13 protein-coding genes and 1 pseudogene are annotated in these 13,453 nt (G+C 40.5%); 11 read left to right on the top strand and 3 right to left on the bottom strand.

What is annotated here, in order from left to right; translation table 11 throughout:
- Window positions 1-141 precede the first annotated feature (141 nt).
- Both ASU00_RS14435 and ASU00_RS14440 read right to left on the bottom strand, forming a co-directional pair.
- Window positions 142-777 (bottom strand): FusB/FusC family EF-G-binding protein, encoded by a 636-nt coding sequence (locus ASU00_RS14435; protein ID WP_057914176.1) that lies wholly within the window; start codon window positions 775-777, stop codon window positions 142-144.
- Between the two features lie 143 nt (window positions 778-920).
- On the bottom strand, window positions 921-1,184 hold the full coding sequence (locus ASU00_RS14440; RefSeq protein WP_057914177.1) for a CD3324 family protein: 264 nt from the start codon (window positions 1,182-1,184) through the stop codon (window positions 921-923).
- 337 nt (window positions 1,185-1,521) lie between these two features.
- Between ASU00_RS14440 and ASU00_RS14445 the strand changes: the two genes are divergently transcribed.
- A complete protein-coding gene (locus ASU00_RS14445; protein ID WP_057914178.1) occupies window positions 1,522-2,166 on the top strand; it encodes an SDR family oxidoreductase in 645 nt (214 codons plus the stop codon).
- 38 nt (window positions 2,167-2,204) lie between these two features.
- Here ASU00_RS14445 and ASU00_RS14450 read toward each other — a convergent pair whose 3' ends face one another.
- Window positions 2,205-2,771 (bottom strand): maltose acetyltransferase domain-containing protein, encoded by a 567-nt coding sequence (locus ASU00_RS14450; RefSeq protein WP_057914179.1) that lies wholly within the window; start codon window positions 2,769-2,771, stop codon window positions 2,205-2,207.
- Window positions 2,772-2,981: 210 nt separating this feature from the next.
- Between ASU00_RS14450 and ASU00_RS14455 the strand changes: the two genes are divergently transcribed.
- The 10 genes and pseudogenes from ASU00_RS14455 (at window position 2,982) to ASU00_RS25030 (ending at window position 13,439) form a co-directional block, all read left to right on the top strand.
- On the top strand, window positions 2,982-4,154 hold the full coding sequence (locus ASU00_RS14455) for a glycosyltransferase family 4 protein (protein ID WP_057914180.1): 1,173 nt from the start codon (window positions 2,982-2,984) through the stop codon (window positions 4,152-4,154).
- A 265-nt stretch (window positions 4,155-4,419) separates the two neighbouring features.
- Window positions 4,420-4,785: pseudogene (locus ASU00_RS24570) on the top strand (WbqC family protein); the annotation flags it as partial.
- Between the two features lie 130 nt (window positions 4,786-4,915).
- A complete protein-coding gene (locus ASU00_RS14465) occupies window positions 4,916-6,187 on the top strand; it encodes an oligosaccharide flippase family protein (protein ID WP_057914182.1) in 1,272 nt (423 codons plus the stop codon).
- The gene (locus ASU00_RS14470) at window positions 6,184-7,470 is read left to right on the top strand and encodes a hypothetical protein (RefSeq protein WP_057914183.1); all 1,287 of its coding nucleotides are present in this window, start codon (window positions 6,184-6,186) and stop codon (window positions 7,468-7,470) included. The genes ASU00_RS14465 and ASU00_RS14470 overlap by 4 nt, the downstream gene beginning before the upstream one ends.
- Window positions 7,467-8,588, top strand: a complete 1,122-nt coding sequence (locus tag ASU00_RS14475; protein WP_057914184.1) for a glycosyltransferase — start codon at window positions 7,467-7,469, stop codon at window positions 8,586-8,588. Before ASU00_RS14470 ends, ASU00_RS14475 begins: the two co-directional genes overlap by 4 nt.
- A gap of 93 nt (window positions 8,589-8,681) precedes the next feature.
- A complete protein-coding gene (locus tag ASU00_RS14480; RefSeq protein ID WP_057914185.1) occupies window positions 8,682-8,972 on the top strand; it encodes a serine O-acetyltransferase in 291 nt (96 codons plus the stop codon).
- 131 nt (window positions 8,973-9,103) lie between these two features.
- Window positions 9,104-9,970 (top strand): ATP-binding protein, encoded by an 867-nt coding sequence (locus ASU00_RS14485; protein ID WP_057914186.1) that lies wholly within the window; start codon window positions 9,104-9,106, stop codon window positions 9,968-9,970.
- Window positions 9,971-9,985: 15 nt separating this feature from the next.
- Window positions 9,986-11,902, top strand: a complete 1,917-nt coding sequence (locus ASU00_RS14490) for a vWA domain-containing protein (RefSeq protein ID WP_057914187.1) — start codon at window positions 9,986-9,988, stop codon at window positions 11,900-11,902.
- A 176-nt stretch (window positions 11,903-12,078) separates the two neighbouring features.
- A complete protein-coding gene (locus ASU00_RS14495) occupies window positions 12,079-12,774 on the top strand; it encodes a hypothetical protein (protein WP_236712738.1) in 696 nt (231 codons plus the stop codon).
- A 488-nt stretch (window positions 12,775-13,262) separates the two neighbouring features.
- Complete coding sequence (locus tag ASU00_RS25030) at window positions 13,263-13,439, top strand: PDDEXK family nuclease (protein WP_152983763.1); 177 nt, start codon at window positions 13,263-13,265, stop codon at window positions 13,437-13,439.
- The last annotated feature ends 14 nt before the right edge of the window (window positions 13,440-13,453 follow it).

Below are 13,453 nucleotides of genomic sequence, written 5' to 3' on the forward strand. Positions count from 1 at the left end.
GTAAAATGCTCAAACTCACGAATAAAAGCGCGAAACTCACGAGTAAAGTGTTCAAATTCACGAATAAACGCTCCAAACTCGCGAGTAAAGCCCAAATAAGAGAAAAAAGCAATCCTTCCATGAGGGATTGCTTTTTTCGTTTTATTTCAGCCGCGCGATGAGATCGTTCATTTTATCTAGGGTGGTGATGTTTTGGTTGCATTTCATGCTATCGAGGCAAATGTAGTTTCCTTTTTTTATGAAAGTTCCTTGGGCCGTTCCTTTTGTTTCGGACATGAACATGCCTATTTCCTCAAAGCGGCTGCAGATGGCACAGATTCCTTTTTTGTTGGCTGGTTTAATCGTGCCGTGCAGCCCGGTGAATTTGTCGTGATGGGGTGCGATGATGAATTTCTTTCCGGAACCGCCATCGTCCCAGCCCAAGTATGAAATCTCCCTTAAATCGATGTTTTCCAGCAAAGGGGCTTTTAGCTTCTTTGCTTTCGGGAATAGTTTTTTTATCGTTTTTTCGGTTATTTCTTTAAAGGAGATGACATATGGCTTTATCTGAAGGAGAAAGTTCTCGGCTTGTGCGGGATCTTTAATGGTATCCACCGGATCCAGCAGTTGTTTTTGCTCTGCGTTCAACTCGCTGAATAAACTTAATACCCTTTCTTTGGCGATTGTTTTCAGGGTGTTGATTACGTCTCTATCGTTGGCAGTCGCGTGCCCATTTATGAGAATCTGTGTTTGTAATTTAATGAAGTTATATTGCTCGCTTCTGATAAAAGGTTCCATTGTCTTCACTCTCCTGTTACTGGTTATACCGTTTCTCTTACTTTACCCGAAATCGCATTCTCATGAAAAGGGAAAAAACGGCTAAGAAATATTCTTGCCATAGGAAAAGCACTGATTTCATCATCAGTGCCAGCTTTGTGATCTTATTTGGAATAAACGATTTTCTTTATCGTCTCCACGGAGAGAAAATGTTCTTCAGCCAATGCATGGATCGTACGACCGCTTTTGAATGCAGATCGTATGGTCGCATTTCGATTATCAAGCTGCTCCCTTGATCCCGAGCGAGTTCCCCATTTACGATGGGTCTTTTCAGGTTTGGGAATATATAGGGTCTCTCCTTGTACGTACTTTTGGATTTCAACGATTAGCCTTTCAGGCAAAACGGCCGTTGCTTTTACATATTTCATTTCTGCCAGCCCCTTATTCTTTTTTAAGAATGAAATAAGGTGCAAAGCTAAATATTGGAAATGACAGGTGTGGCGATTTAGTCTAGCTATGATTTAACCCCATGCAAAGTATCGCCTCCAATACTAGGCTTTGCATGAGACGTTGCAGAAGGTGGCATTAATGTACGTATTGCCAATCTTTACACCTCCCCGATGTTTTATTGTCATTATTATAAGGTAGATAAGTTGGATTGCCAAACTTTTTCCATTGTGTAACGGGCTGATTGTTTGATAATGAGCTTCGTCCATGAAATAATTTGTACGGAAACCACACTAACCATTATGGGAGCTGACTTTAATGAAAGTATTCGTAGTTGGGGCAAATGGGCAGATCGGTAAACACTTGGTGGACTTATTGAATGACAGTCAGGAGCACAGTGTACGGGCAATGATCCGTAAGGAAGAACAAAGAAGGCACTTTGAGAAAAAAGGGATTGAATCGGTTGTAGTCAGTTTGACGGGATCAGTGGAAGAGATTGCGGATGCGGCGAAAGGCTGTGATGTTATCGTCTTTACAGCTGGATCCGGTGGAAGCACTGGGGCAGATCAAACGCTGCTGATCGATCTGGATGGTGCCGTTAAAACGATCGAGGCGGCAGAAAATTTGGGCATCAAGCGATTCATCATGGTAAGTGCTTTTCAGGCGAATAATCGGGATAACTGGAATGAAGCCATCAAACCGTATTATGTTGCCAAGCATTATGCCGATCGAGCCTTGCTGCAAAGCGATCTGCTCTATACGATCATTCGGCCGGGCGGACTTGTGAACGAACCGGCAACGGGAAAAGTGATCGCAGCTGAAGCGGTGGAACGTGGTTCGATTTCACGGGAAGATGTTGCTAGGACGATTGTTGCTGCATTGACCGAAGAAAATACCTATAAGCGTTCTTTTGATTTGGTCTCTGGGAACACGGCGATCCCGGAAGCGTTGAGTAAAATTTAACAAAAAAAGGCGGAGCCCCTCGTAAATAGAGGGCTCCGCTATTTATTTACCTCAATGTACTTGATGATCTTCGCTGGATTACCACCTACAACGACGCCATCAGGAACATCTTTTGTTACAACGGCCCCGGAAGCGACGACGGAATGATTTCCTATTGTAATGCCTGGGTTGATTACCGCCCTCCCGCCAATCCAAACATGATCTCCTATCGTAACCGGTTTTCCGTATTCCACTCCTGAACTACGTTCGAACGGATCAAGTGGATGTGTGGCTGTATAGATATGGACTCCAGGAGCCAACATGCAGGCGCGGCCGATTTTCACTTCACAAACATCCAAAATGACACAATCGAAATTAGCATAAAAATTTTCCCCGACCGTAATGTTATATCCATAGTCACAACGGAAAGTGGGTTCAATGTAAATATTTTTCCCGATTGAACCAAAAAGCTTATTCAGCAGTCCCGTTCGTTCAATCCCATCGCTTTCGGTTGTCTGATTGAATAGCCGGGTTAATTTTCTGGCATGTTCCCTGTCTCTGATTAATTCCGGATCCGCAGACAAATATGGCTCTCCATTCACCATCTTTTCTTTTTCTGTATTCATATTTCCTCCTTCAGATGTATATACCATTAAACAAATTCTGCATCGGAACAACATAATCCTTCCCACCGCTTCATTTTCGTTTCCTTAGTTAAGAGGATCAAAATTGAAATGCTTCATGCTAAAAAAGGAACGAGGCTTAGTTGTTATAAGTGGTACATTTGTTATCTGAGGGTGAGTGTAACGGAATCCAGCTATAGAGGAAGTGAATAAGTGAAAATTCTATATTTGCATCAATATTTCAATACCAATAAAGGAAGTACTCGATCTTATGAAATTGCCAAATACTTGGTTTCCAAAAATAATAAAGTCACCATTATTACCGGAAATGAAACAGATCCTTGTGCGGGAATAAAGATTAAAACAACCAAAACCAAATATAAACAAGATTTTGGATACGGAAAAAGAATACTTTCCTTTATTCATTATATGTACAAGAGTTTTTTTATTGGGCTGAAGGAAAAGGAAGTGGATGTCGTTTTTGCATCTTCCACTCCTTTGACAATCGGATTGATAGGGATGCTGCTTGCAAAGGTGAAACGCTGCAAATTTGTTTTTGAAGTGAGGGATGTATGGCCAGATATACCTATCGAGATGGGGATCATAAAAAACAAATGGCTTAAGAAGATTTTATTTGCGTTGGAAAGCATGATTTACGCTGCAGCCGACAAAATCATCGTGCTCTCGCCAGGCATGAAAGAAGACTTATTGAGAAAAGGGGTTAAACGGGAAAAAATTTCGACAATTACTAACTTTGCGGATATAAACTATTTTTCTCGAATTCTTTCTGAAGATAAAGAAAAAGCATTGGATAAATTAGGTTTAAAGGACAAGTTTATTTGCTTATATGCAGGCACATTAGGATTCATCAATAATATCGATTATATTTTACAGCTTGCCGAAGAGACGGATGACCCCGATATTGTCTATTTAATTGTAGGGGATGGAAAGGAAAAAGAACGCTTGATTCAAGTGAAAGAGAGCAAAAAATTAACGAACGTCATTTTCCTGGATCAGGTATCTAAAAAAGAAGCTTATTTGTTAATGTCCGTATCTCATATGGGTCTATGTTTTGTACGTGATCATGAAATTTTGAATAGGAATAGTCAAAATAAACTTTTTGATTTTTGGGCAGCCGGAAAACCAACATTAATAAACTATAAAGGCTGGCAGGATGAGGTCATGACAAAATATGATGCAGGTCATGGTTTTGAATATAGTGAACGATCAAAGATGATAGAGTATATAAAATCAATGAAAAGTGACAAACGAATGTATCTGGAAAGACTAGGAAATATCGAGCGTTTAACCCTGAATTATGAGAAAACCAGATTGATTTCGAAACTGGAGAGAACACTGTCGGAATTGGTTGATCCTAATCATTGAATATATATTTGCCTGCTTTCATTAACGTCTATTGAATTTTGGAAAAAGGATGGTGTTCCATGGAGACTATCGTAAATACAAAGCCAGTGATAACGGATTGGGTAAAACGGGATACGTTACGAACGTTGAGCGGATTTTGGATTCTGGCAGGTTAATTTTAGGTGAGTATACAATACAGTGATTCTAAGTTAACGGTGCCCATTCAAAAGAAGCCGGACATGCTATATGAAAAGCTAATTAGCTACCATCCGCCCAACGAAAATGGAAAAAAATTCATTTACAGCAAATTTCGGACGTTTATAAAAAGGCTCCGTATTTCCAAGATTTTTTCCCGCTGTTGGAGGAAGCCTATCAAAAAGAACACGCTTTGCTAGTCGATTTAAACGTTCATTTAATAGAGTTGCTTTTACATTATTTAAATTATGAAGGTGAAACACATCTTTCCACTGATTTTGATACAAACGTTGGGAAAACCGAGAGATTGTTCAGCTTACTTAAGCAAACTGGCGGTACATGCTATTTAAGCGGGAAAAGCGGCAGAGCCTATCTTGAAGGAGTTATTTCAGCAAGTAAATATCGAGAGATTTCATTCATCCTGTGTATGAGGCGAGAAATGAGAAAGAGTGTATAAAAAATGTATCGATTCTTGACTGGATGATGTACCATCCGGCCGATCAAATAAAAGCAACGTTAATGAAAGATTAAGCTGATCAGAACAATGCACAAAAACTAGAGATGTGGCGTGATATGGGAATATGAAAATGAAAAATGAATTCATGAATAAGTTACTTGTATTATTAACGGGGAATTCCGTTGCACAGCTGATCATCTTTGCAAGCTCGCCCATATTAACAAGAATATATAAACCAGCAGATTTTGGGGTGTTTGCAAACTATACTTCCCTTTTGGCCATTCTCATGTCATTTGCCTCTCTTTGTTTGGAGAAGGCGATTCCTTTGGAAAAAAACCACAAAAATACGGTTCATTTAATGTACATTAGCATGTTTACGATTGCCTTCGTTTGTTTCTTGAATCTAGGTTTAGGCTTCTTTGGTTTATCGTTATTCCGATTATACGGTATAGAAACCTCCATCATGAATGACGTTTTACTTTCATTCGGCCTGTTTTTTGCAGGGGTTTATCAAGTGATGAGCTACTGGATGTTAAAAGAAGATAAGTATAAAGGGATCACCCATTCTAAACTGCTTCAATCGATCAGTAACGTAATCAGTCAGTCCTCGCTTATTTCCTTTAATCATGTGACTCCAGGAATGGGTTTAATCGCGGGAGATATGATTGGACGCGGAATCTCCCTTGCGTATATATGGAGATTTTTCTTAAAACAGATGCACTGGCCGAAAGTTGATTTTAGAAGAATGAGATATTTGCTAAAAAAATATGAGAAATTCGCTAAATACTCCACATGGTCCACTTTTTTAAGTTCTTTATCTCTGCAAATCATATTTTTGTTATTGATGCGTCTATACGGACCTGAGGTGACAGGGTATTTCTCCATGGCTATAAAAACGGTCGGTATACCCATTAGCTTGTTGGGCGTGAGCATTTCGACAGTATTCTATAGCGAAGTGTCAAAAAGCATTAAAGATGAACCAGGAAGAGTTTTGCATTTGTATAAGAGCATCATTACTAAAACGGCGATGATTGGTTTACCAGCAATGGCACTTTTAGCAGTGATTGCACCCAGTCTTTTTAGTTTTGTTTTTGGAGATGGATGGCGGGTATCTGGCCAATATGTGACATTGATGTCGTTTATGTTTTTAGCTCAAGTGAACATTGTGCCAGTTTCGCAAATCTTGTTTTTAGTCAATAAACAAAAGACTCAGCTTGTATGGGAGATTTCACGGCTGTTGTTAATATCTATTGGGGTAGTGGTCAGCTTCACTTTAGGGAAATCGGCTGAAACAGCGATACTTTATTTTAGCATTTGTATGGGGGTCAGCTACTACTTTCTTGCTCTCCTTGGCTATAGGGCGATACATTCCGCAGAAGGAGAGGGACATGTAAAAAAATGAAGCTTATCCAAATTGGTTTAGTAGGATTGTATGTTTGGTTGCTCGATGTTTCCTACGTTCATTTCATTTATCCTGAATACGGGTATATGGGATTCGTTTATCGCGGAGCACCGAGTGCAGGGATGATAGCCGTATCGATGTTCTTCATCTTATTACCTGCCCTATGCACAAAAAAAGAACTGGAAAAGCCGTCAGAATTCGTTTTTTGGATTTTATATTTCATTGTTTATATACCTGTAGTATGGGTTCCCAATTATTTATTCAGTGATATGCAGCCTAATTTTATGTATACAAATGCCATGATGTTATTTTGTTTACTTATCATTGGAAACGTAAATCGATTGCCAACGCTGAAGCTTACACCCGCGCAAGTCAATATGGGTCTATTAAAAGTCGTTTTCATTGTGACGCTGCTGATTTTTTTCCTTTATACCTTCAGGGTTTCGGGTGGAATCAGTCTGAAGCCTCCGATAGATGCCGAGGATATTTATGATAAACGAATGATTTCACGAGTCAATTTAACGCCGGCTGGAGGGTATATCATCCAGTGGCTCGCTAAAGTATGGAACCCCCTTATCGTGATCATCGGTTTATGTCAGAAAAAATATCTCTATGTGTTTATCGGGCTGGCCTTGCAATACTTGTTGTACACCACAAACGGATTGAAATCGACACTATTATCGACGTTTTTGTTAATTATAGTATTTATTGCGTCCCATGATAAAGGGCGGAATTTCGCGATATATTTTTGCTTGAGTCTGTGCTCGCTGCTGGGCATCAGCGTTGTCCTGGATTTTATCCTTGATCAGGCTTATTTAACCAATTTATTCGCCAGAAGGATGATCATCACTCCAGGTTTGCTGACAACCTATTATATCGACTTCTTTTCAACCCATCCAAAAGCGTTGCTATCGTATAACATTTTAGAAAGATTCATTGATCCTGTCTATGACAGGAGTCCGCCCTATATTATCGGTACAGAGTACTTTGGCCGGCAGCAAATGGCCGCTAATGCGAATATGTTCGCCGATGCTTTTGCTAATTTTGGTTATATTGGATTCTTCATGTATACAGGGGTTTTGTCGGTTTTATTATGGATTTATGACAGTCTTACCGAGGACGTAAAGTGGCGGCGGTTTGGAATCATGATACTTGTCATACCTGCATGGTGTTTAGCCGATACTTCGCTTACAACTACCTTTGTTACAGACGGGATGGTTTTCACTTTCCTTATCATGTATGCATTGCCAGGGGCAGATTCACAAAAAGGAGTTAACAAATGAAATTATTTTATAATATTAGCTCGGTTCATCCGTGGAGTGATACGAGAATATATTTTCGGCAAGCATTCACTCATGGAGAAACAGGTAAATATAAGGTCAAGCATATAGCGATTGAAAATAATCTAATCCCCGGGAATATCCCGCCCAGTATAACGGTGGAATTGCTGCCTAAACGGCCAAAGAAAAAAAGGATGTTAACGTGGATACCATTATACAAGAAGATTAAGAAAGATAAACCTGATGTGATTCAGTTTCACGATCCAGAGCTGCTTATTTTAATGAAAATCATAAGCTGGATTCCTCACTATCGGCCCGTCATCGTATATGACATGCATGAAAATGTACCAAAGGTTCTCATGAGGAAAAAAATCCCTGGTTTTGCATTGAATATGTATCGGCAGTGGGAAAGGCAATTGCTAAAATCCTGCAGCGGGGTCGTTTTCGCAGAAAGTACGTATAAAGATGACTATCAATTCCTGACTTGTCCAACAATGGATGTGTATAATTATCCGAAAGTTCCTTTTATGAAAGAAAATGACACGAAAGAAGATGTGTTTACTTTCATTTATCTAGGGAGCATTTCAGCTATTCGTGGCGGGGAAACGATGCTGCTTCTTGCTAAAAGGTTAGTGGAATTAAAGAAAACATTTCACATGAAGATTATCGGAACGGGCAGTGAAGAGTATATTGGGCAATTAAAAACCTTCATACTTGATAATGACTTGGGCGAATATGTCAGTCTTGAGGGTGGAATGGCCTTTGATCATGCATTTGAAGCGATTCAGAGGGCACATGTAGGTATGGCATTTTTAGTTCCCGATCCGAATTTCATCGGCAGTAAAGCGACAAAATGCTTTGAATATATGGCTGCGGGCATCCCATTCATGGTTTCAGATTTTATGATTCAGGATGAACTGGATAAATGGAACTGTGGCGTGTCGGTCGATGTATCCAATATAGATGATGTCGTTCAAAAAGCGGTTGATTTACTGGATTCCCCTGACAAGGCAGCACACATGGGGGAACGAGGCAAGACTGCCTATAAACAAGAATACAACTGGGAAAAAGAAGAAGGAAAATTACGAACTCTGTTTGATGAATTAGAGTCACGCTCCTAGGAGGTTTAGTATGGGGTGTTATTTATATGGTTGAACAAATTGGCATGTTTGTTTATCGGATAGGAAATATCATTTACTATAAAAACGACTATAATGGATTTTGTACCGCATGGAGCCAAAGGCATTATCATCAATCCGTTTACTAAAATAGGCGACCATGTTACAATCTTTCATCAAGTAACATTCGGGCAAAATAAAGAGAGCAGACAAGCACCTGAGGTTTGTAATCATGCTTATATTGGAGTAGGCGCTAAATTATTGGGTGGCATCCGGATCGGTATGCATTCGAAAGTGGGGGCAAATGCAGTCGTTTTGAAATCCGTTCCCGATCATTGCACGGCAGTCGGAGTACCCAGTGTAAATATAGAAAAGTTAAAGAACTAAAACCGATTTCCATCGCATGTGGAGAATCGGTTTTAGTTCTTTCTTGCGCTTTGGATTACTGCTCTTTTTCTTCGTGTTTGTTTTTAGTGGGAAAGAGCCTTAAAATGTACAAAAAGGGGTGTAGGAACATAATGATCAATGAATTACCAAAAGAAATCGCAAACATATTACAATCGTCCAAAAAAAATCCTGCTCAATATGAGGAATTGATTCGGCCGGGCGGTTATTTGCCTCCGGAGATGGACTTGATGGTGGATGCCATCACTGCCTTGAGCATGGGGAAGAACATTCTCTTGAAAGGGCCGACAGGGGCTGGGAAAACAAAGTTTGCCGAAACATTATCGCATTTATTCAACCAGCCGATGTTCAGTGTCAACTGCTCGGTCGATTTGGATGCCGAAAGCTTATTGGGCTTCAAGACATTGAATTATAAAGAGGAAAAACAGGTGATTGAATTCGTTCCAGGACCTGTGATCAATTCGATGAATCACGGTCATTTCTTATACATAGATGAAATCAACATGGCTAAACCGGAAACACTGCCGCTAATCAATGGGGTGCTCGATTACAGGCGGACGATAACAAATCCGTTCACGAACGAAGTCATCATGGCTAAGGATGGCTTTAATGTGATTGCGGCGATCAATGAAGGATATGTTGGCACGGTACCGCTGAATGAAGCGCTGAAAAATCGGTTTGTCGTCATAGGGGTTCCCTACATTGAAGGGGAGCAGCTTAAGCAATTGATCGAGACCAATACAAAATTGAAGGATTCAAGAAGTATCGACTTGTTCGTTAAGCTGTCGAGTGATTTGATAAACGCTGTCAATCAAGGAAAGGTTGCCGAAGATGCCGCATCGATCCGGGCTTTGCTGGATGCTTGTGATCTGAGTGTCTTGATTCCTCCGAAACGGGCGATCCTTCGTTCGATCGTCGATAAATTGGACGAGGAGCGGGAGCGGGAGTTTGTGAAGAATCTGGCTGACACATTATTCTAACTAGGAGAATGCCTCATGAAGTACATCCGGTTCAATGATTCAATAATTGATACGGCTCTTTTTTTGCAGCTGCAGGATCTATCAACTGTCTTATCCGGAATTCCTGACCTGGAATTCGAATACAATTATGGCTCCTTCATCGACTTGGCCGAGAAAAAGGTCACAGCCAGCCATTTCTGGGAAAATGGCAATAAGGAAGTGAAGGAAGCCGGTTTGAAAACGGACGTGCTCCTTAGAACAATAGGCACGCTGCACTATTCAGCAATCAAAAGCATGAAGGAATATCAGGACATCATGACAGAATGCTCGTTTCCGAAGTTTGCTGCCCAATTGTTCGCATTATTGGAAGACTTGCGTTTGGAAGAGCTGGTGAAGAAAGAAAGGCCAGGCACGAAAAGCTGGTTTTCGGTAAGGGGCGCTTACCTTAAACAATATTTTGAAAGCCAGTTGGCCACGAATGTCACAAGAAGCTTTGCCCTGGATGAATTATACTGCCTCATCTATTTACTGCTTCAATCAGACCGGCCAGATCCGATTTTTCCGAGAGCCAACATCCGTCAGCTGGAAGAGCTGGAGAAAATCAAACCGTACATCCATTCCGTATTTGAAGCGAGGAAAACGGATGATATTACAAGAATTTGTGAGCAAATCATTTTTCGTATCAACGATGGATACGAGGATACGATGAACGAATACTTCATTTTCCCAATCGCCAATGTCGCTAAGTACAAAGGCAATACGTTGTTTGACGAACTGACCAGAAATGATGAACTGCTTAACGATGATACGGAAGATGTGGATGAAGAGAAGAGCGAGTTCATTGATGAAAAATTCTCGACATGGCATCGCGAGAATAAGAACAGCGAGAGTAATTCGACCTTCCTGCAATTTGAGCTGGAGCAAGGAACGAAAACAAGTTTGATGGGCGGAGGTGCACGTGAAGCCGAAGATGCCGACCAAGCATTGGCATCGATTCAAGGTTCGTCAGGGGAAAGTCAACAAAAGGAATACAATCAGCAGGAAACGCTAGAGAAGAAGCAAACGAATGCCGGCAAAAGTGGTGAACATCCATTTGGTGAAGACAATAAAGACGTCGTTCAAGTAATCAAAGAGGCAAAGGTGCCCACTCCTGCCGAAGAAAAACAGTACCGTGAGTTTGTCGCGGATATTGAGCCATTCAAGCGAAAGCTTTCAAGCACGATCGAAAAGACGCTTGAAAATAAGAAGAATGCACCTAGAAAAGATTTGGTTTTTGGACGCTTATCGCAGAAATTACTGCCGCTTGTACTCGATGAAAATCCAAGGGTGTTTTATAAAAAGAACCAAGATTCGAATGAACTGGATGCCGTATTTACATTGCTTATCGATTGCTCGGCTTCGATGCACAACAAAATGGCTGAAACGAAACGAGGTGTCGTCCTCTTTCATGAAGTGCTGAAAAAGCTTAAGATTCCCCACTCGATCATGGGATTTTGGGAAGACGCAAATGAGGTGAGAGAAGGATATCAGCCAAACTACTTCCACGTAATCCAGTCTCATTCCGATTCGTTCTATTTGAATTCAGGAGCAAAAATCATGCAGCTTGAACCGGAGGAAGACAATCGTGACGGTTACAGTATCAGGGTTGCGGCAATGGAATTGGAAAAAAGACGAGAAAAAAACCGTTTCTTACTCGTGTTTTCCGATGGTGAGCCAGCAGCAAGCGATTATGACCAAAATGGTATTGTCGATACACATCTTGCCGTTTCAGAAGCCAGAAAAAAAGGAATAGAGGTCATAGGTCTGTTTTTAGCCGATGGAATGATCGAAGAAAGCGAAGAAAAGACAATGAAAAACATCTATGGCAAGGAACGGTTGATGGTTCCGAGCGTAGCCGAGCTGCCGGAACAATTTACACCGCTTTTGAAAAAACTATTATTGAAGACGATTTAATTGAAAACTGAACGAAAAATCATATCCGAAAACACAGTGGAAATTCCACTGTGTTTTTCTGTATGTGATGTAAGTTATGTGCAGGAAGCGATATATTGAAAAGAAACAAAAGAGAAAAACGAAGGAGATTTCTTTTAGCCGTTTTTGGGTAAACCATAGATGAGGAAGTGATTAATTTGCTGAATGCATTGTTTATGCTGCTATATTTTATAATAATTGTTCTTGTTATTGAAATATCGGTTACGTTGTTGAAATTGACTGGATTAAGGTCAAACGTAGCCAGATTCCAGGTAATATCCATGCTGACAGGTACGGGGTTTACGACGGACGAGTCAAAATCGATCATCGATCATCCTGTTCGAAGGAAAATAAGCATGTTTTTAATTTTATTTGGTGCTTTCTCCCTTGCAGTCATCATTTCATCAATCAGTACTTTACTTAGTGATGATTTACGCTTGACGGAGTTGAGTATCATTATTGGGATATTGGTTGTTGCAACTGTCTTCATCAAGTCACCGTTCATGAATAACCGACTTTCAGCTAAAATGAGGAGTGAGATGTACAATCATTATGAATTGTGGCAGCACCCGATAGAAGACGTCCTATTTTTAGAAGATGATGATGTGGTTATGAAGATTGATATTTATGAGAAGTCGGATCTCATAGATGTTAAAGTCGGCGATATGCTGCCGCAAGAAGCGGATATCAATCTATTATTTGTGGAAAGCGGGGAAGTGAAGCTTAGGAAAGAGCTATGTGAGTATAAAATTAAGTTGGGCGATATCTTGTTTTTATATGGTAATAAGAAGGAGATAGAAGAAACGTTTTCAAAGGAAATCGACGTGATGAAGGAGAAAAGTGCAGCTGAGTGAAAATGAAGGTAGACTGGCACTCTCAGTTTTGAGGAGTATACTAAGACCATTGCTTTCCACTGCAGGCACTTAGCTTTCCAGAGGCGGTCCGTAAGCCTCCTCGGCTTTGTCACCCCTTACCCGCATTTTCCGCAGGAGTCTCGCACCTTTCGTTCCATTCCACTCTTCTTCAGAACAAAGATGGAATCCTCATTACTCGTTCGTTGCTTTACTCGTGAATTTGACGAGTTTACTCGCCGATTTGGCTGTTTTACTCGCATGGAGTGATCGACTCTTTTTTTTAGCTGTTTTCTATCCAACATAAATGATAATTCGACCTGTGCGTGAATAATTCGACCACTCCAAACTATTCGACCACCCCAAAGAATAATGTCGCACCTGCCGCTTCAATCCACTATTTGGAAATTTTTGTTGTCCATAGTTTTATTGGGTTTATTAGTAAAAAACCATATACTATATATAAGAACGAATAAAAGGTGGTGGGTAGAATGAGCTTACCAAAAGGGAACTTCGTTACTTACGAAGAATACGAAGAAATGAAGAAGAGTTCAGAACATCTAATGGAATATATTGATGGAGTCGTTTATATGTCTCCTTCTCCTTCTCCTGACCATCAAAGAATATCCATGAAGCTATCTCTGGTACTAGGAAATTTATTGGAATGAAGTAGACGTAACGG

The organism is Peribacillus muralis, from assembly GCF_001439925.1.
GTDB lineage: Bacteria > Bacillota > Bacilli > Bacillales > DSM-1321 > Peribacillus > Peribacillus muralis.

Bases quoted from the DNA above. Each gene is read 5' to 3' on its own strand.
- ASU00_RS14470 (WP_057914183.1), top strand. From the start codon at position 6,184: ATGAAGCTTATCCAAATTGGTTTAGTAGGATTGTATGTTTGGTTGCTC.
- ASU00_RS14440 (WP_057914177.1), bottom strand. From the start codon at position 1,184: ATGAAATATGTAAAAGCAACGGCCGTTTTGCCTGAAAGGCTAATCGTT.
- ASU00_RS25030 (WP_152983763.1), top strand. From the start codon at position 13,263: ATGAGCTTACCAAAAGGGAACTTCGTTACTTACGAAGAATACGAAGAA.
- ASU00_RS14475 (WP_057914184.1), top strand. From the start codon at position 7,467: ATGAAATTATTTTATAATATTAGCTCGGTTCATCCGTGGAGTGATACG.
- ASU00_RS14435 (WP_057914176.1), bottom strand. From the start codon at position 777: ATGGAACCTTTTATCAGAAGCGAGCAATATAACTTCATTAAATTACAA.
- ASU00_RS14480 (WP_057914185.1), top strand. From the start codon at position 8,682: ATGGATTTTGTACCGCATGGAGCCAAAGGCATTATCATCAATCCGTTT.
- ASU00_RS14445 (WP_057914178.1), top strand. From the start codon at position 1,522: ATGAAAGTATTCGTAGTTGGGGCAAATGGGCAGATCGGTAAACACTTG.
- ASU00_RS14485 (WP_057914186.1), top strand. From the start codon at position 9,104: ATGATCAATGAATTACCAAAAGAAATCGCAAACATATTACAATCGTCC.
- ASU00_RS14450 (WP_057914179.1), bottom strand. From the start codon at position 2,771: ATGAATACAGAAAAAGAAAAGATGGTGAATGGAGAGCCATATTTGTCT.
- ASU00_RS14465 (WP_057914182.1), top strand. From the start codon at position 4,916: ATGAAAAATGAATTCATGAATAAGTTACTTGTATTATTAACGGGGAAT.
- ASU00_RS14490 (WP_057914187.1), top strand. From the start codon at position 9,986: ATGAAGTACATCCGGTTCAATGATTCAATAATTGATACGGCTCTTTTT.